This is a genomic window from Methylobacterium oryzae, assembly GCF_021398735.1.
In the GTDB taxonomy this organism is placed as follows: Bacteria; Pseudomonadota; Alphaproteobacteria; order Rhizobiales; family Beijerinckiaceae; genus Methylobacterium.
The window spans coordinates 2,050,575-2,067,649 of sequence record NZ_CP090349.1 but is presented as its reverse complement, the minus strand read 5'-3'; the positions used below and the strand labels follow the sequence as shown (position 1 = coordinate 2,067,649).

Genomic DNA, 17,075 nt, shown 5'->3' with positions numbered 1-17,075 from the left:
CATCAGGTGTTGTCGCCGGCCGGGCCGCCGCGCCGGGCCATGATGCCGCGGCCGGGGTCGTAGGCGACCACCGCCATGCCGAAGAAGGCGAGCCCCACGCCCAGCACCACGGCGCAGGCGACCGGCTCGAACTGGAGGTAGAGGGCGTAGCGGACGAGCTGGACCGCGTGGCTGAACGGGTTCAGCTCGCAGATCCAGTAGAGGGTCTCGGAGGATTCCCGGATCCGCCACAGGGGGTAGAGGGCCGACGAGGCGAAGAACATCGGGAAGATCACGAAGTTCATCACGCTGGCGAAGTTCTCGAGCTGGCGGACCAGCGAGGACAGGAACAGCCCGATCGCCCCCAGCATCAGCCCCGTGGCCAGGAAGGCCGGCAGGGCCGCGAGGTAGCCCAGCCACGGGATGTCGCTCTCCCAGAAATACGCCACGGCCAGGAACGCGTAGGCCTGCACGATCGACACGGCGACGCCGGCGATCAGCTTGGCGAGCAGGAGCAGCCACCGCGGATAGGGCGAGGTGAGCAGCACCTTCATCGAGCCGACCTCGCGGTCGTAGACCATGGACAGCGACGATTGCATGCCGTTGAACAGCTGGATCATCACGGCGAGGCCCGGCACCACGTAGACCTCGTAGAGCACGTAGGTCTGGTAGGGCGGCTCGATGGACACGCCGAGTGTGTTGCGGAAGCCGGCCGCGAAGATGAACAGCCAGACCAGCGGCCGGACCAGCGCCGAGAAGAACCGCTCCTTCTGATTGAAGAATCGCAGCAGCTCGCGGCGGACGATGCCGCCGAGGCAGATCAGGTAGCCGACCGCATCGAGGCGGCCGATCCGCGCGGCCTGGCCGCGCGGCGGGGCGGTGCCGATCCGGGTGGCGAGGGGCGTCGGGTTCGTCATGCCGCCGCCCTCCCCGGCTCGGCGACCAAGCGGCGGAACGCGTCGGCGAGGGCCTCGCCGGGCCTGCCGATCCCGCCGGCCCGGCCCCGGGCGACGATCCGGCCCCGGTGCAGCACCACGGCGTCGTCGTCGTCCGCGATCTCCTCGAAGATGTGGGTCGCCCAGAGCACCGACAAGCCCTCCTCCCGCACCAGGGCGCGGACGATCGCCACGATGTCGGCCCGCGACTCGAGGTCGAGGCCGACGGTGGGCTCGTCGAGGAGCAGCAGGTCCGGGCGGTGGATCAGCGAGCGGGCGATCTCGATCCGGCGCGACTGGCCGCCCGAGAGTGTGCGCACCTTGTCGTGGCGGCGGTCCGCGAGTCCGACGCGGTCGAGCAGCTCGCCCACACGGACCTTGGCGGCGCCGCGGGCGATGCCGTGCAGGCTCGCGTGGTAGAGGAGATTCTGCTCGACGGTGAGATCGGTGTCGAGGGTGCGGGCCTGGAACACGACGCCGAGCCGCGCCAGCGCCCGGGACGGCTCGCGATCCAGGGCGTGGCCGAAGATCGAAACCCGCCCGGTCTGGTTGTTGTAGAGCCGGGTGATAACCGAGAACAGCGTCGTCTTGCCGGCGCCGTTCGGCCCCAGCAGCGCGGCGAAGTGGCCACGCTCCACCGTGATCGAGACGTCGTTCAGCGCGGCGCGGGCGCCGAACTTGTGGCCGACATGCTCGATCAGGAGGGCCGCCGGCTCGGTCGCGCTCATCGGCCCAGGACCTTCCGGGCGTCGGAGACGGCGTCGAGGCACTCGTCGAACTCGCCCTCCTTCTGCTCCCGCTCGGCCACCCGCAGGGCCTCCCTGAGCTTCGGCACCGCCGTCTCGGGCGGGTTCAGGGCGAGGGCGTCGCGGATCATCGTGATGCCCTCGGCGCAGGACGAGGCGTCGTCGGCCGCGAGGGCCGGGCCGGCGGCGAGGAGGCAGGCGGAGAGGAGGAGGATGCGCATCACTTCACCGTCAGCGTGCCGGTCATGCCCTTGGACTCCAGGCCGTGCACCGACCACGTGTAGGTGCCGGGCTTGATCGCGACGAACTCGATGGCGATCTCACCGGGATCGTCGAACTCCAGGTGATCGGGTGGGCCGCCGCCGTGGATCTCCTTGTGCTCGATCACGATCTGGTTGAACCAGATGTAGCGGAAGAACTCCGGCGCGTAGAATTTGTATTCCTGGCGCCCCTTGGCGACGATCCGTAGCCGGTAGGCCTTGCCGGATTCCAGCGTGATGTCCTTGTTCTCGACCACGAAGTCGTTGCCCTGATCGTCGCCCAGGACGAGGTCGGGCAGGTTCTCCCGCTTCTTGGTCAGGTCGAGGGCACTGGCCGGTGCCGCGGCGAGCAGCCCTGCCAAGCCGAGGGCCGCCGTTCGAAACATGCGTGTCATGTCGTGTTCCACCCTAGGGCCGCGTCGCGCGCGGCCGTCCTCGCTCGGCGCCCGGAGGTCGCGCGGATCAGTTCGGCGAGATCGCCACGCCCCAAGGCAGGAGCCCGACCGGGATGCTCTTCACCACCTTCTCGGCGGCCACGTCGATCACCGAGACGTCGTTAGAGGTGCCGTTCGTGGTGAAGAGCTGCTTCTGGTCAGGCGTGAAGGCGAGCTGCCAGACCCGCTGGCCGACCGGCAGATACTTCTCGACCGCGTAGGTCTTGGCGTCGATCACGGCGACGCGGTTCGCCGGCCCGAGGGCCACGAAGGCCTTGGATCCGTCCTTGGTGATCCGGATGCCCACCGGCTGGATCGCCTCGTCGTTCACGCCCGGGATCTTGAAGGTGATCTTCCTGATCACGCGGCGCTGGGCGACGTCGATCACGCTCACCGTGCCGCCGACCTCCGCCGAGACCCACAGGAACTTGCCGTCGGCGGTGAACTCGGCGAAGCGCGGCCGGGCGTCGACCAGCACGTTGTCGATGACCTGGAATGTCTTCGTATCGATGAAGTGGGCCATGTTGGTCGTCTCGGAGGTGTTGACGAGGATCTTCCCGTCCGGCGACAGGCCCATGCCCTCCGGCTCGACGCCCACCGGTACCTCGGCGAGCACCTTGTTCTTCTCGATGTCGATGATCGTGACCTGGCTGTCGTCCTCGTTGGCCACGTAGAGCGGGTTCCCGGAGGCGTCGAGGATGAACTGCTCCGGATCCGGCCCGGAGCGCAGCGAGCGCACCACCTTTCCGGAACTGGTGTCGAGCACGTCGATCCGGTCGTCGTCGCTCGCGCAGACGAACAGCTCCTTGCCATCCTTGGAGACGGTCACACCGCGCGGGCGCCGCCCGACCTTCCACGTCGCCGTCACCGCCATCGTGTTGGTGTCGATGACGCTGACCGAGTTGCCCTTCTCGTTCGTCACGTAGGCGGTGAAGGCGGCGGCCGGCCCGCACAGGGCGAACCACGCACCGAGGGCGACCCCACTCAGACATGCCTCGACGCGGCGGCTCATACGGTTTCCTTCCCTTGCGACGGCCCGGCGCCCTGGGCGGACGTTCTCGGGGGACGTTTGTAGTGCGATTTCCGCGCGTTGCGAGGGCCTTGGCCGCTCGCCATCGCCGCAGGCCGCGGGTTCACTTGAACTTGCAGGTGGTCTCGGGGAGGTCGACGCCCAGCGTGTCGAGGGGCGTGCGCTGGTGCAGGAAACCCTGCTCCGGCGCGACGGAGACCAGCGCCTTCGGCTGTACCACGATGATCGCCTGCCGGAGCTGGTGGTCCCAGGGCCGGAAGCTCAGCGGCACGCCCTTGTAGGCCGGCAGCGTGAAGGCGGGCTCGACGAGGTACGGGGCGATCACGGCCGGGTCGTTGGTCTTCTTGGCCGTCACGGCCTCGCCCACCGTCCGCACCGCGGCCCAGACCTGATAGTCCAGCGGGCGCATCAGCCGGGAGGCGAGCCGCCGGAACCGGTTCTGGGCCTGCGCGGCGCCCCAGGTCTCCAGCACGGGGGACCAGGTCGTCGGCGTCAGCGCCTGCGTGCCGCCGACGGGGCGCGGATCGACGGTGCGGTAGGGCACGTAGTCGCCCCAGTCGCCCTCCTCGTCGGCCACGATGGCCATGTCGTAGTCGAGGCCCCGGGTGAAGACCATCGCCTCGGCGCGGGTCGGCGTGTCGCCGCGCGCCTTGGCGAGGGGGCCGAAGGTCCAGGGCTTCTCGGCGGTGATCTTCAGCGCGAACTTCCGCGCCGAGTTGCGCATCGCGTCGGCGTAGGCCTTGTCGGCGTCGGTCGGGCCGACGATCAGGAAGAGCTTCCGCCAGCGCATCACGGTCAGGTACTGCGCCAGGGCGTCGGTGAGCATCGCCCGCGACGGCAGGATGTGGAACACGTTGGCGCGGCACTCGGCGCCGCGCAGACGATCGTCGGGCGCCCCCGCGTTGAGCACGACCGCGCCCGTGTCCTTGACGGCGTCGGCCACGGCCAGAACCGCGTCGGCGGGGAGCGCCAGGACCAAGTAGCGCACGCCCTTGCCGATCAGCTCCTTGGCCGCCGCCACGGCGTCCGGCTTGTCGTCGGTCAGGGCGACTTCGTCCAGGACGTAGGTCTGCTTGGTGAAGCGGCCGGTGGTGTTGTTGTCGGCGATGCCCATCTTGGCGCCGGCCAGGCCCTCGTCCTCCGGCGCCGCCTCGGCATCGTACGAGGACGGGGCGGACTGCGGCCGGTAGATCAGGCCGACATGGGTCTCGAGCGCCTGCGGAGCGGCGGCCTGGGCCGGCTGCGCCGCCGCGGCCGGCGCCGGGTCCTCGGCCCGCGCCGCCGCCGGGGCGATGGCGAGCGCGACGGCGGCCGCGCGCAGCCAGGACGGGCGCGTCTTGTGCCGGAGGGCCGTGTCGGGTGCAGGATGGTGCATGCGCGCGGCCTCTATCAGCTTCCGCTCAGGCCGCTCAACCGCGGCGTCTCGTCCCGACGTTCACGTTACCGTCGTGGGATAGGCGGGCGCGGAAGTACATTGCCAAATTGTCCCTTCGCCCGACCTATGGCGGGAACGATGCCGCCGCCTCGGGCGGTCGAACGCCTCGAGAGGAAGCTCCCGCCGATGCGCCACACGTCTCTCCGCGCCGCGCTCGCCTGCGGCGTCGTCCTGTGGACCACCCTGCCCGGTGCGGCCGGCGCCGCCGAGAAGGCCGCCGTCTTCCCGGTCGAGCTGTTCGATCCCGGTGCCGCCTACGGATCCCGGACGCGGCCGGTGGACGCCCGGAAGCTCGCCCTCGTCACCGACGAGTTGCGCAACGCCCTGCGCGACAAGGCCGGTCTGGAGATCGTCGATACCGCGCCCAAGGCCGACGTCGTGGCCAAGGAGGGGCCGCTCTACAAATGCAACGGCTGCGCGGCCGACATCGCCAAGAGCCTGGGTGCGGACCTCGTCGTGACCGGTTATGTGGAGAAGGGGTCCGGCCAGATCTTCAACCTGAGCGTCGCGATCGCCGAAGCCGATACCGGCAAGGTGGTGCGCGGCGGGCAGGTGACGATCCGGGCCGACACCGACGATACCTGGGCGCATGCGATGCGTTGGGTGGTCAAGAACCGCCTGCTCGCCGAGCCGCTGCCCGGGAAGTCCTGAGACGGCCCGTTCAAGTTCGAGTGTTTCGTGCCCGCGTCCACCATCCAGCAAGACCCCCTGCCCCGGCTCCTCGTCAGCGTTCGCGATCCGGCCGAGGCCGAGGCAGCCCGCCTCGCCGGCGCCGACCTGATCGACGCCAAGGACCCGGAGCGCGGGGCGCTCGGCGCCCTGGACGAGGACGTCGTGCGGGAGATCGTCGCCCGCGTGTCCGGCGGTGCCGCGACGAGCGCGGTGGCCGATCCGGCGGCCGGATCCGTCGCCGCCCTGGCCCGGACCGGCGTCGACTGGGTGAAGGTCGGTCTACGTCCTGCCGAGATCCGGGACGCGGCGACGCTGGCCGATCGCGTCGCGGCCGCGCCGGGCCGGCTGATCGCCGTGCTGTTCGCCGAGGACGGGCCGGCGGCCCCGCATGTGCCCGCCCTGGCGGCGGCCGGCTTTGCCGGCGCCATGATCGACACCGCCGGCAAGACCGGCGCCCGCCTGCCCGACCTCGCCGCGCCCTCGGACCTCTCGGCCTTCACCACCGCCTGCCGGGCGAACGGCCTGATGAGCGGCCTCGCCGGGTCGCTGCGGGTCATCGACATCCCCGGCCTCTGCGCGCATCGGCCGGATTACCTCGGCTTCCGCGGCGGCCTGTGCCGGGACTTCGACCGCCGCAACGGCATCGATCCGCTGCGCGTGGCCGAGGCCCTGCGCGCCCTGCGGCCGAGCCGGCAGGACGCGGCGTGACGAGCGTCATCAAGATCGGCGGCAGCCTCGAGGCGGATCCGCATCGCCGCCGCGCCCTGCTGGAAGCGATCGGCGACGGCACGCACGGGCGCTGCATCGTGGTGCCGGGCGGCGGCGCCTTCGCGGACGCCGTCCGGGCCGCGCAGGCGCGGGAGCGCTTCGGCGACGCCGAGGCCCATCGCCGGGCGCTCGACGCCATGAGCGACGCGGCCGGCATCTTCCGCGGGATCGAGCCGCGGCTCGTGCAGAGCCTGGAGCCCTGGGCTGAGACGGCGCCCGCGCGGATTCGGGTCTGGAACCCGCGCGCTCTCCGAGCCGGCCACCCGGACATCCCGGAGACCTGGGACGTCACCTCGGACAGCCTCGCCCTCTGGCTCGCCGCGCGGGTCGGGGCGGAGCGCTGCGTCCTGGTGAAATCCGTCGATGCGCCGCCGGGCGTCGACCCCGCCGCGCTGGCGCGGGACCGGATCGTGGATGCCGCCTTCCCGGGCTTCGCGGCATGTTTCGGGGGGACGATCGAGGTCTGGGGACCGCACCGCCGCGTCGCGGTCGAGACGAGGGCCGCCGCGTGAGCACCGCCGAGCACATCGTCTTCGTCACCGGCCGCCTCGCCCGGGCGCGGCTCGAGAAGGTCGCGGCGGGGCTCCCGCAGACCCTCCACTGGAGCATCGCGGATGCCGGCGTGAAGGTCGCGGCGCTGATGACCGAGGAGATCATCCGCCGGCGGGTCGTGCTGCCCGAGGGCGCCACGCGGATCGTCCTGCCGGGCCGGTGCCGGGCCAATCCCGAGCACCTCGCGGCGCATTTCGGCGTCCCCGTGGAGCGCGGCCCCGACGAGGTGGTCGACCTGCCGGCCTGGCTCGGCCTGACCGCCCGCAAGGTCGACCTGTCCCGGCACGACCTCCGGATCTTCTCGGAGATCGTAGACGCGTCGAAGATGAGCGTCGACCAGATCCTCGCCAAGGGGCTCGATCTCGCCGGGCGCGGCGCGGACGTCATCGATCTCGGCGGTCTGCCCGATACCTCGTTCCCGCACCTCGAGGATTCCGTGCGGGCCCTGAAGGGCGCCGGCCTGAGGGTCAGCGTCGATTCCTTCTCCCGCGAGGAACTGGTCCGGGGCGCCGGCGCCGGCGCCGACTTCCTGCTGAGCCTGAACGAGGAGACCCTCGATCTCGCCTTCGAGACCGACGCGATGCCGATCCTCGTGCCGATGCGGCCGGACGACCTGCCCTCCCTCGATCGCGCGATCGAGCGCATGCTCAAGGCGGGGCGGCCGTTCCTGGCCGACCCGATCCTCGAGCCGATCCACCACGGCTTCGTCGACTCGATCGCGCGCTACCGCGACACCCGCGTCCGCTGGCCCGAGATCGACATGATGATGGGCACCGGCAACCTCACCGAGCTGACCGAGGCCGATTCCCTGGGCGTCACGGCGCTGCTCGTCGGGATGTGCTCGGAGCTGTCGATCCGCAACGTGCTGATCGTGCAGGTCTCCAACCACACCCGCCGCACCGTCGAGGAGCACGACGCCGCCCGGCGGGTCATGTACGCGGCCAAGGCCGATTCGGCGCTGCCGAAGGGCTACGGCCGGGCGCTCCTCGCCCTTCACGACAAGCGCCCGTTCGTGCAGACCGCCGACGAGATCGCCCAGGCCGCCGCCGAGGTGCGTGACCCAAATTACCGGATCGTGATCGCCGAGGACGGGATCCACCTCTACAACCGCGACATCCACAGGGTCGGCACCGACGCGATGGCCTTCTTCCCCGACCTCGACGTGGCGAGCGACGGCGCCCACGCCTTCTATCTCGGCGCCGAACTCGCCAAGGCCGAGACGGCGTGGCGGCTCGGCAAGCGCTACGTTCAGGACGAGGCCCTCGACTGGGGCTGCGCGGCCGACGCCGACATCGAGGATGCCACCGCCTTCAAGAAGGCCGGCCACACCCGCCATTCCGGACCCGACGCGCCCCCGCCCGGGACCCGCGACGCGCGCCTGGCCGGGCCCGAGGCCGGCGCGAGCCCGCCCGAGACCGTCCCGGAGGCCGCGGCGCGCGCCGCGGTCGCGCCCGAGCGCCCGCAGGATCCGCCGTCGAAGCTGGTCTGCGGGCGCCTCGTCCCCGCCGACAAGGCGTGAGGCCATGCCGCTGATTCTCGAGACCATCGTCACCACCTTGTCCCCGGCGGGCGAGCTGCACCTCGTCCCGTTCGGGCTGATCGGCGAGGATGAGGGCTACGTCCTCGCGCCGTTCCGGCCATCGCCGACGATCGTCAACCTGGAGGCCAATCCCTGCTTCGCGGCCTCGAGCCCGCGCGACATCCGGGTGATCGCCGGCGCGGTGACGGGCCGGCGCGAGTGGCCGACGCTGCCGTGCGCGGCGATCGAGGGCCGCCGCCTCGCCGACAGTTTCGGCCACGCGGAATTCGCGGTCGCCTCCGTCGAAGCCCACGAGACTCGGCCTCGCTTCCGTGGCCGGATGGTCCACAGCGCCGCGCATTCGCCGTTCATCGGCTTCAACCGCGCGCAGGCGGCGGTCCTCGAGGCCGCCATTCTTTCGACCCGGCTCCACATGCTGGAGCCCGAGAAGGTGTTGACGGAGATGGCCTACCTCGCCATCGCCATTGGCAAGACCGCGGGACCGCGCGAGCGCGAGGCCTGGGGTTGGATCGAGGACAAGGTCGCGGCGGCCCTCGGCCCCGAGGCGCGCGTCCTCGATCGCGACGACCGCTGAGGGCGGGAGGAGAAGGACAAGATGAAGAAAATCACCCTGGCCCTGGCGGCCACGGCGGCCCTGGTGGCGGCGACCGCGCAGGCCCACGGCCCGACCCGGCGCAAGATCACCGAGTCGATCGAGATCAACGCCCCCGCCGACAAGGTCTGGGCCGTGGTCGGCGACCTGAAGAATTCCGACTGGATGCAGAACGTCACCAAGACGGAGCTCAACGGCGACCCGGCCGGCAAGTTCAAGCGTGTGCTGACGCTCAAGAACGGGAATCAGATCTCCGAGACCAGCAACAAGTACAAGCCGGAGGACAAGCTGTTCTCCTACTACATCGACAAGGTCGACGTGAAGGATCTTCCGGCGAACGACTACTCGGCGACCATCACGGTCGAGCCCGAGGGCAACGCCAAGTCGAAGGTCGAGTGGAAGGCGGCGTTCTATCGCGGCTACATGAACAACGACCCGCCGCCGGATCTGAACGACGAGGCCTCCGAGAAGGGCGTCGGCGACTGGATCAAGGCGAGCCTCGCCAACCTGAAGGCCAAGGTCGAGAAGGGCTCGTGAGCCCGGCTCGGGGCCGCGCGACCCTCGTCGCCGGCCTCGTCCTCGTGGCGACCGCCTCCCGCGCCGAACCGGCCCGGGAGGCCATCGTCACCGCCCAGCTCGGCGGCGCGGTCGAGATCGTCGACCTGGCCGCCGGGAAGGTGGTGCGCCGCATCCCCGTCGACGGGGCCCCGGCTGGGATCGCCCTGTCGCCCGATCGCCGGCGGGCCTACGTCACGCGGCCGGAGGGGCACGGCCTCGCGATCCTCGACCTCGACGCCGGCAAGGTCCTGTCCGAGGTGCCGCTGCCCGGCGGCCCGCTCGGCGTCGCTTCCGACCCGCGGGGCGGCGCGGTCTACGTGGCCGACTGGTACGGGCACCGCCTGTTCGTGCTGACCGAGCGCGACGGCACCCTGGTTCCGGACGGCGAGATCGCCGTCGGCGCTTCGCCCTCGGGGATCGCCGTCAGCCCCGACGGGGCGACGCTCTACGTCGCCAACCGCGAGGCCGACACGGTCTCGGTCGTGGACGCCGCGACCCGGCGGGAGACCAAGGTCATCCCGGTGGGGCAGCATCCGTTCGGAATCACGCTCGATGCCGCGGCGGGGCGCGCCTACACGGCCAACGTGACCGGCGACGACGTCTCGGTGCTGGATCTGAAGACAGGGCGCGAGATCGGCCGCATCCCGACCGGCCGCCGGCCCTACGTCATCGCCCTCGCCGGCGGGCGCGGCTTCGTGACGGACCAGTATGCCGGCAGCGTCACGGCGTTCGACCTCGCCACGCTCAAGCCGATCGCCGATGTCGATGTCGGCGACCACCCTGAAGGGATCGCCGCGGATCCCGACGGACGCCTCTACGTCGCCAACTGGGGCGACAACACGCTGAGCGTTCTCGATTCGAAGACGCTCAAGGTGCTGGCGACCATCCCGACGGGCAACGGCCCACGCTCGTTCGGCGCGTTCCTGCGCTGAGCGTCAGCCCGGTCGGCGCTGGGGCGCCCGCCGGTAGGCCGCCCGGGCCATCAGGAGCGCACCGCCGACCTGCAGGAAGCCGGTCTCGCCGAGATCCGAGGGGGCGATATGCGCCTGGATCAGCAGCCGTGTCAGCGCGTTCAGCGCGAGCAACGTCAGGCAGAAGGCCGCGGCGGCGAGCAGGCTGGCGACGAACTCGGGCATGATCTCCCTCCCGTGTCGAACGGGGAGAGATTAGCAAGCCGCGCGCCAAGGCCAAGCTGCCGGGCCGTCCGACCTCAGCGCTTGCGTCCGGCGGGTGCCGGCGCCGGCGTCCCGGCCTGCGCGGCCGGCGTGGGCCGCGGCGTCTCGACGGCGAGCCGCTTCACCGGCCAGCCGTCGCTCCAGCGCTCCATGTCGGCGAGGCGCGGATTGTTCTTCAGCGCCGTCGCGTCCGATCCGGCGAAGGCCGCCGCGGCGGCGAGGTCGAAGGTCTTCCAGAAACCGAGATAATCGAGTGCGTCGACCCGGGCGAGGTTGATCTGCGAGACCAGGGTCTGCTGCTCGCCGGACAGCGCCATGTCGGCGGACCAGCGGAACGGCGGCGGCTTCGTCGCGTCCTTGGGCGCGTCCTTCGGCTCAGGGCCCGGCTTGATGGCGCCGCCGTCGTAGGCCGTGTCCACGCCGGCCGGGGCCGCCAGGGTCGCCGTCAGGGCCGGGAAGCCGTGATCGTCCGACAGCGCCCGCACGAAGAGCTTGCGCTCCAGCGGCACGGCACTCGCCTCGCGCAGGAGGCGCTTGGCCGCGAGATCGGCGGCCCGCGTGTCCTTGTCGCCGACCATGGTCACGATCAGCGTCGCGGGATCGATCGCCGACAGGTCGTTGAGGGCGATGCCGCGGGATTTCGGCCCGCTGGCGATGCCGCCAGGCATCACTGCGAAGATCAGCTTCGGCACCGGCAGGCCCTGGGCCTTGGCCGCGGCAGCCAGATCCATGGCGAGCGGAGCCCCGGCGAGGTGGCCGATCATCGCGACGCGGCCGAGGTCGGGCTTCGCCTCGCCGTCCGTCGCGATCTCGGCGAGGGCCGCCTTGACGAGGGATTCCGCGATGGCCGGGGCGTCGGCCGGGCGGGTCCGGTTCACCTCCTGAAATCGTGGATACAAGATGAGCCAGCCCTGGCGGGCGAGATGATCGATCCAGCCGCCGTAGCTCTGCGGATTGACCGCGCCCCACCCGTGCAGGACGATCGCGACCGGCCGGCCCTTCTCGGGGGCCGCGCCCGCGGCGTAGAACGCGTAAGTCGAGGCCGTGCCGCGCCCGAGCAGCCGCTTGGTCACCGTCGCCTTGCGGTCACCCACACCGCCCGCGCCGTCGGCGGGCTGGGCCGGCGGGGTCGCCGCCTGAACGGACGCGAGACCGGCCAGGGTCAGGATCGCGGCGGCGGTGAGCGATCCGCGAAGAACTGTGAGACGCATCCGGGACTCGACTGAGAGACGCACTGCGTCGGCAGGTCAGAATGCGCTGAATAGCAGATTCTCTCGTCTTGGCGACCCGCTGGCGCAGTCTCCTGTCAAGGTTCCGCGGCGGAAGCTAGGTCGGGCCGCAGCCCGCGGGACCCGGACGGTCGAGCTGCCGCGCCAGCGCCGCCAATTCCGCCGGCAGGTCGCGATCCGCCGTGCCGTAGACACTGAGCAGCCCCTCCCGGACCGTGTCGAGAACGGCGGATTCCGCCGAATCCCGCGAACCGGGGCGTCGGAGTGAATCGGCGTGGTTGGTTGCGACAATCTTCATGGCGGCGTCGGGGATCGGTTGTACTGCGGAAGTCCGGGCGCGGCGCGCTCCGGAGTGGCGTACAACTGTGCGGCCGCCTCAGGTTTCCAAGCCGGACGGGATTATTTTGCCGCCCGGTCCGATAACGGACGGTCCCGACCCGGCCGAGGGTCGCCCGGCCGCCTGCTCCACCCAGGCGAGGATGTCTTCGGCGCGCCACGGCTTCGGGATGAAGGTCGCCGAGACGCGCAGGTCGCTCGGCTGGTCGCCCGCGTCGCCCGAGGTCAGCAGGACCCGCACGCGCGGCCAAGTCACGCCGATGATCCGCGCGAGCTCGAAGCCGCCGATCGGTCCGGGCGTGCGGACGTCCGAGAAGACGACACTGACCTCGTCCGCGCGATCGTTGAGGATCGCCAGGGCGCGATCGGCGGTCTCGGCCTCGATCACCGTGAAGCCGGTATCCTCCAGCAGCGTGGCCGCGAGGAAGCGCTCGTCGGGCTGGTCCTCCACGACGAGGATCACGGGCTTCTGGCCAGGCTGTACCGAATCGCTCATGGACCAGGACACTCTACAGGGGCTGAACGGCGGTCGCTTCGATCGGTTCAACGCCCGAGCGCCGCGAAGGGCCAGACCCGCGCGGGCACAGATCCTCCTTGGATCCTTGCACGATTGTGAAGTTGTGGCCGTGTCTTGGGTAACACAGCCACTCCGGAACGCGCCCGATCGGGCGTCCTGGGCCGACTATTCAGCCGACGCCGTGCGATTTCAGGAAGGCCAGCGCGCGCTTCCAGCCGTCCTCCGCCGCCTCGCGGCGGTAGCTCGGACGATAATCCGCGTGGAAGCCGTGCGGCGCGTCCGGGTAAACCACGAGTTCGACGCTCTTGCCGGCCGCCCTGGCGCGGTCGCGCGCCTCCTCGACCGCCGCCACGGGGATGCCGGTATCGGCCCCGCCGTAGAGGGCGAGGAGCGGCGCGTGGATCTCGGCCGCCACGTCGCCGGCGGTGCGCGGCTGGATGTCGGTCCGCTCGCCACCGACCGGCCCGTACCAGGCAACGGCGGCCTTCAGGTCGCGACGATGCGCCGCGTAGAGCCACGTGGCGCGCCCGCCGCGGCACCATCCCATGACGCCGAGGCGGTTCGGGTCGCCTTTCGCCGCCGAGGCCGCCCAGGCCACCGTCGCGTCGAGATCGCCGATCCACTGCGCGTCCGGCGTCTTCGCGATGACGTCGCGGATGATCTGCTTCGGATCCGACATGGTCGAGAGGTCGCCCTGGCGGGCGTAGAGCTCGGGAGCCACGGCGCAGTAGCCGGCCTTCGCGAGCCTGCGACAGATGTCCTTGATGTAGTCGTGGACGCCGAAGATCTCCTCGATCACCAGGACGATCGGGAACGGGCCCGCGCCCTCCGGAACCGCGCGGTAGGCCGGCATCGGCCCGTCCGCGGCCGGGATCTTCACCTCGCCGGCCTCGATGCCCGCACTGTCGGTGTGGATCACCTGGGCCTCGACGCGGGTGGTCGCGAGCGTCAGCCCGCTCATCAGGCTCGTCATCACGAAGCCCCGTCGCGACAGGGGCGGCGTGATCAACCCGTCGAGTCCGGCCCGGTCGTGATCCGCCATCGTGCTCTCTCCCTCGTTCCGAGGCTGAGGGCTATCCGCGGGCGGCCGCCCGGGTCAAATCGGCTGCCGTCGCCGGGTCCTCAGGCGCCAGCGGCCGCCAGGGCCCGGACGGGCCGCGGGCTGGCGGCGCGCGCCGGCTCGGCGATCTCGCGGGGCTTCAGCATGTCGCCCAGGCTCACGAAGGTCTCGGCGGCCGGCGAGATCACGGCGCGGATGCCGTAGCCCAGCGCGAAGGAGCGGATCAGCTCGGCGTCCCGCGGGATGCCGAACCGGTCGAGAGCGGCGAGGAACGCCTCGCGGAACAGGCTCGGCCGGCACCAGCGCTTCTCGGCCATCTGCAGCGGCCAGTCCCACAGGCCCTCCGCCCGGCGCGTCGCGAGCGCGGAGCGGGCGATGAAGTAGCCGGTCTGGCGGTGCTCGATTCCGTCCGCCTGCACCGACCAGTCGTCGTTGCCGAACAGTTCGACCTCAGCCGCGTCGCCCATCGGGTCCTCCGCCCTGAACCAGCCTTCCGGCGCACCGGAACATTGCCGGAACACTGGAGCGGAAATCGGCGGTGGTCAAGGCGCTTGTTCCCGGTGCGTTCGCGAATCGCGCGGGCGCGCCTCAGCGGGCCTTGAACATGGCGTGCTCGATCCGGTCGCCCGGGGCGATCCCGAGCTTCGCCGCGGTGCCGGCGTTCAGCTCGAGCACCGCCACGACCGGGCCGCCCGACGGGATGATCGCCGTGGAGAGCGGCTCGGTGTCGGCGGCGATCCGGCTGATCGTCCCGTCGGGCCGGATGAACACCATGTCGAGCGGCAGGTAGGTGTTCTTCATCCACATCGTGACGGGCTGGTTCTGCTCGAAGTCGAACAGCATGCCGTGGTCGGCCGCCATGTGCCGGCGGAACATGAGGCCGCGGGCGCGGGCGGCGTCGTCGCGCATCACCTCGACGTCGAAGCGCTTCGGCCCGGCCTTCGTGACGATCGTCAGCGGCTCCGACTTGGTCGCGGCGGCCCGGGCGGCCGCCTGCGCCACGACGGCGGGCGCCGGGGCGATCGCGGTCAGGGCGAGGCAGGCGATGGCGGCCGCCCGGGCGGTGCGAAGGAGGGGTCTCACAGGCTCATGCCTCTCGTGGGATGGCGCGCGGACCGTGAGGCCCGTCGCCCGGTGATAGACCAGGACATGCCGAAGGGAAATCCGGCTCCGGATTTTCCGAGCATCGGCAAGGAGATAGGACGGGGTATGCCGGGCCGGGGAAACGCGGCCTCAATGGGACGCGGGCATCGTCCCGTCGATCAGCCGCACCTCCGCCGCCATCACGCCCTTCGAGCCGTCGCCGTAGCGCACCAGGACGGAGTCGCCGGGCTTCAGCTCGGCGATCCCGTAGCGCCGCAGCGTCTCCATATGCACGAAGATGTCCGGCGTCCCGTCGCCGCGGGTCAGGAATCCGAACCCGCGCAGGCGGTTGAACCACTTCACGACGGCGGTCTCGAGCCCGCTGGTCGGCGTCACGGTGACGTGCGTGCGCGGCATCGGCAGCTCGGAGGGATGCACCGCCGTCGCCTGATCGAGGGAGATGACCCGGAAGGCCTGCCAGCCGCGGGGCCGCTCGACGGCCTCCACGACGATGCGGGCGCCCTCGCTGGCCGCCTGGTAGCCGTCGCGCCGCAGGCACGTGACGTGGAGCAGGATGTCGGGCGCACCGTCGTCGGGCACGATGAACCCGAAACCCTTGGAGACGTCGAACCACTTGATGCGGCCGGCCACCTCGACGAGGTCGAGCGCCTCATCCTCGTGCTGATCCAGTTCGCCGGTTCGGGCGACAATCCCCCGCTCGGGGTTCTCCGGCCCGGATCCGCGTTCGTCAGACATGGCCGAGCAACCTACACCGAATCACGCCGCGCGCTCTCCCAGCAAGATTAACGAAGTCCTGATGTCCGGGAAGCCCATTTGGCCGGCAGAACAGTGACGCCAAGTTGCAATCTTGGCGCAAGGAGGCGGGGCCGCAACAGTCGATCGGTCGCAGGCTCGGGCGAAACCGGCGTTTAAGCGTCGGGGCTGCCGAGGGGTTTTCCGGATGCCGGCTCTCCCTCCCGGCACTCCCGCGCACGCCGCGTCGGCGTTCACGTTTCCGAGAGCCGACGTACCCGCTTCGGGCTCGGTCGGAGCGTCCGTCGCACGGCGCGATGGAAAGGGCGGCCCCGACATGGTTTGGGTGCACCATCATGTCCGTTGACGTCACCCTCGACCGTCCCGTCGCCGCCTCCCCGGTCGCGCCCGCCTCGCAGCGGCGCCGCCTGCCGATCATCGACGCGGCGCGGGCGGCCGCCCTGCTGGCGATGGCGAGCTACCACACGCTCTGGGATCTCGGTCACCTGCGGCTGACCGCGGAGAACTACGCGCTGACGCCGACGGGGCGGCACGCCGCCGAGACGATTGCCGGCACCTTCCTGGTCCTGGTCGGCGTCGGCCTCGTGCTGATGAACGGGCGCGGGGTCCGGCTTCGACCGACGCTGCTGCGGTTCGCGCGGATCGGCGGGGCGGCGCTCCTCGTGACTCTCGGCACCTGGGTCATGTTCCCGGACGCCTTCGTGTTCTTCGGCGTGCTCCACTGCATCGCCGTCTCGAGCCTGCTCGGGCTGCCGTTCCTGTTCCTGCCGGTCCTGGTCACCGCCGTCGCGGCCGCGGCCGTGCTCGCCGCGCCGCACGTGGTGCACGCGCCCGTCCTCGACGCGCCGGCCCTGTTCTTCCTCGGCCTCGGCTCGGTGTTGCCGCGGACGAACGACTACGTGCCGCTCTTCCCCTGGTTCGGGCTGGTGCTGGCCGGCATCGTCCTGGGTCGTCTGGCCCTGCCGCGGCTCGCCCGGTCGCGGCTGGGAGCCTGGGCGCCGCGCACGCGGCTCGGCCGCGCCGCCACCTTCGCGGGCCGGCACAGCCTCGCGATCTACCTCATCCACCAGCCGCTGCTGCTGGCGCTGCTGACCGGGCTCGTCACGGTGGTCGGCGTCAATCCGCGTGCCGGGCTGCGGGCGTTCCGCGCCGATTACGTGACGATCTGCGCGCGCACCGGCGGCGAGCCGCCGCTCTGCCGCATCGCCGCCCGCTGCACCTCGGAGGCGCTGCTCCGCGAGGACCTGTTCCGGGAGGATGGCCGTCCCTTCAGCGGGACGGAGCGCCTGCGCGCGCAGGCGATCTCGCAGGGCTGCTACGCCACCCTGGAGGCCGCCACGCGATCCGCGCGCTGAACGCGGCGACCGACCTCGCAGGGTTGGTCGCCGGCGCGGACCGGA

Annotated in this window: 22 protein-coding genes; 8 read left to right on the top strand and 14 right to left on the bottom strand. The window is 71.3% G+C overall.

Annotated features, from left to right (window positions below; all coding sequences use genetic code 11):
- Positions 1-2: 2 nt before the first annotated feature.
- The 6 genes from LXM90_RS09920 to LXM90_RS09895 all read right to left on the bottom strand — a co-directional run bounded on the left by LXM90_RS09920 (position 3) and on the right by LXM90_RS09895 (position 4,759).
- On the bottom strand, positions 3-896 hold the full coding sequence (locus tag LXM90_RS09920) for an ABC transporter permease (RefSeq protein ID WP_020092089.1): 894 nt from the start codon (positions 894-896) through the stop codon (positions 3-5).
- The gene (locus LXM90_RS09915; protein ID WP_020092088.1) at positions 893-1,642 is read right to left on the bottom strand and encodes an ABC transporter ATP-binding protein; all 750 of its coding nucleotides are present in this window, start codon (positions 1,640-1,642) and stop codon (positions 893-895) included. The genes LXM90_RS09920 and LXM90_RS09915 overlap by 4 nt, the downstream gene beginning before the upstream one ends.
- Positions 1,639-1,881, bottom strand: coding sequence for a hypothetical protein (locus tag LXM90_RS09910; protein WP_020092087.1), 243 nt, complete (start codon positions 1,879-1,881; stop codon positions 1,639-1,641). The genes LXM90_RS09915 and LXM90_RS09910 overlap by 4 nt, the downstream gene beginning before the upstream one ends.
- Positions 1,881-2,315 carry a hypothetical protein gene (locus tag LXM90_RS09905; RefSeq protein ID WP_081636452.1) on the bottom strand — a complete coding sequence of 145 codons (435 nt, stop codon included), beginning with the start codon at positions 2,313-2,315 and terminating at the stop codon, positions 1,881-1,883. The genes LXM90_RS09910 and LXM90_RS09905 overlap by 1 nt, the downstream gene beginning before the upstream one ends.
- A gap of 67 nt (positions 2,316-2,382) precedes the next feature.
- Complete coding sequence (locus LXM90_RS09900) at positions 2,383-3,366, bottom strand: YVTN family beta-propeller repeat protein (protein ID WP_020092085.1); 984 nt, start codon at positions 3,364-3,366, stop codon at positions 2,383-2,385.
- Between the two features lie 121 nt (positions 3,367-3,487).
- A complete protein-coding gene (locus LXM90_RS09895) occupies positions 3,488-4,759 on the bottom strand; it encodes an ABC transporter substrate-binding protein (protein WP_042672901.1) in 1,272 nt (423 codons plus the stop codon).
- Positions 4,760-4,945: 186 nt separating this feature from the next.
- On the opposite strand from LXM90_RS09895, the gene LXM90_RS09890 reads away from it, so the two are divergent.
- From LXM90_RS09890 to LXM90_RS09860, 7 genes are read left to right on the top strand one after another with little or no spacing between them, the layout of a single operon-like run.
- On the top strand, positions 4,946-5,470 hold the full coding sequence (locus LXM90_RS09890) for a DUF3280 domain-containing protein (RefSeq protein WP_026604768.1): 525 nt from the start codon (positions 4,946-4,948) through the stop codon (positions 5,468-5,470).
- A gap of 27 nt (positions 5,471-5,497) precedes the next feature.
- Positions 5,498-6,199 carry a (5-formylfuran-3-yl)methyl phosphate synthase gene (locus LXM90_RS09885; RefSeq protein ID WP_020092082.1) on the top strand — a complete coding sequence of 234 codons (702 nt, stop codon included), beginning with the start codon at positions 5,498-5,500 and terminating at the stop codon, positions 6,197-6,199.
- Positions 6,196-6,771 carry a uridylate kinase gene (locus LXM90_RS09880; RefSeq protein ID WP_020092081.1) on the top strand — a complete coding sequence of 192 codons (576 nt, stop codon included), beginning with the start codon at positions 6,196-6,198 and terminating at the stop codon, positions 6,769-6,771. Before LXM90_RS09885 ends, LXM90_RS09880 begins: the two co-directional genes overlap by 4 nt.
- Positions 6,768-8,330 (top strand): DUF6513 domain-containing protein, encoded by a 1,563-nt coding sequence (locus LXM90_RS09875; RefSeq protein WP_020092080.1) that lies wholly within the window; start codon positions 6,768-6,770, stop codon positions 8,328-8,330. The genes LXM90_RS09880 and LXM90_RS09875 overlap by 4 nt, the downstream gene beginning before the upstream one ends.
- Positions 8,331-8,334: 4 nt before the next feature.
- Positions 8,335-8,925, top strand: a complete 591-nt coding sequence (locus tag LXM90_RS09870) for a DUF447 domain-containing protein (RefSeq protein ID WP_020092079.1) — start codon at positions 8,335-8,337, stop codon at positions 8,923-8,925.
- Between the two features lie 21 nt (positions 8,926-8,946).
- Complete coding sequence (locus LXM90_RS09865) at positions 8,947-9,480, top strand: SRPBCC family protein (RefSeq protein ID WP_020092078.1); 534 nt, start codon at positions 8,947-8,949, stop codon at positions 9,478-9,480.
- Positions 9,477-10,433 carry a YncE family protein gene (locus tag LXM90_RS09860; protein ID WP_020092077.1) on the top strand — a complete coding sequence of 319 codons (957 nt, stop codon included), beginning with the start codon at positions 9,477-9,479 and terminating at the stop codon, positions 10,431-10,433. Before LXM90_RS09865 ends, LXM90_RS09860 begins: the two co-directional genes overlap by 4 nt.
- 3 nt (positions 10,434-10,436) lie before the next feature.
- Here LXM90_RS09860 and LXM90_RS09855 read toward each other — a convergent pair whose 3' ends face one another.
- From LXM90_RS09855 to LXM90_RS09820, 8 genes are all read right to left on the bottom strand, one after another.
- The gene (locus tag LXM90_RS09855; RefSeq protein ID WP_020092076.1) at positions 10,437-10,637 is read right to left on the bottom strand and encodes a hypothetical protein; all 201 of its coding nucleotides are present in this window, start codon (positions 10,635-10,637) and stop codon (positions 10,437-10,439) included.
- 74 nt (positions 10,638-10,711) lie between these two features.
- Positions 10,712-11,887, bottom strand: a complete 1,176-nt coding sequence (locus LXM90_RS09850) for an alpha/beta hydrolase (RefSeq protein WP_020092075.1) — start codon at positions 11,885-11,887, stop codon at positions 10,712-10,714.
- A 115-nt stretch (positions 11,888-12,002) separates the two neighbouring features.
- Positions 12,003-12,203: a hypothetical protein gene (locus tag LXM90_RS09845; protein WP_020092074.1), complete on the bottom strand. Its 201-nt coding sequence runs from the start codon at positions 12,201-12,203 to the stop codon at positions 12,003-12,005.
- A 78-nt stretch (positions 12,204-12,281) separates the two neighbouring features.
- Positions 12,282-12,737, bottom strand: coding sequence for a response regulator (locus tag LXM90_RS09840; RefSeq protein ID WP_042675510.1), 456 nt, complete (start codon positions 12,735-12,737; stop codon positions 12,282-12,284).
- 190 nt (positions 12,738-12,927) lie between these two features.
- Positions 12,928-13,800: a dienelactone hydrolase family protein gene (locus LXM90_RS09835; protein ID WP_020092072.1), complete on the bottom strand. Its 873-nt coding sequence runs from the start codon at positions 13,798-13,800 to the stop codon at positions 12,928-12,930.
- An 80-nt stretch (positions 13,801-13,880) separates the two neighbouring features.
- Complete coding sequence (locus LXM90_RS09830) at positions 13,881-14,285, bottom strand: hypothetical protein (protein ID WP_020092071.1); 405 nt, start codon at positions 14,283-14,285, stop codon at positions 13,881-13,883.
- A 121-nt stretch (positions 14,286-14,406) separates the two neighbouring features.
- A complete protein-coding gene (locus LXM90_RS09825; protein WP_020092070.1) occupies positions 14,407-14,901 on the bottom strand; it encodes a DUF192 domain-containing protein in 495 nt (164 codons plus the stop codon).
- Between the two features lie 150 nt (positions 14,902-15,051).
- Positions 15,052-15,657, bottom strand: coding sequence for a cold-shock protein (locus tag LXM90_RS09820; protein ID WP_020092069.1), 606 nt, complete (start codon positions 15,655-15,657; stop codon positions 15,052-15,054).
- Positions 15,658-16,010: 353 nt separating this feature from the next.
- Between LXM90_RS09820 and LXM90_RS09815 the strand changes: the two genes are divergently transcribed.
- Complete coding sequence (locus LXM90_RS09815; protein ID WP_020092068.1) at positions 16,011-17,030, top strand: heparan-alpha-glucosaminide N-acetyltransferase; 1,020 nt, start codon at positions 16,011-16,013, stop codon at positions 17,028-17,030.
- Positions 17,031-17,075 lie beyond the last annotated feature (45 nt).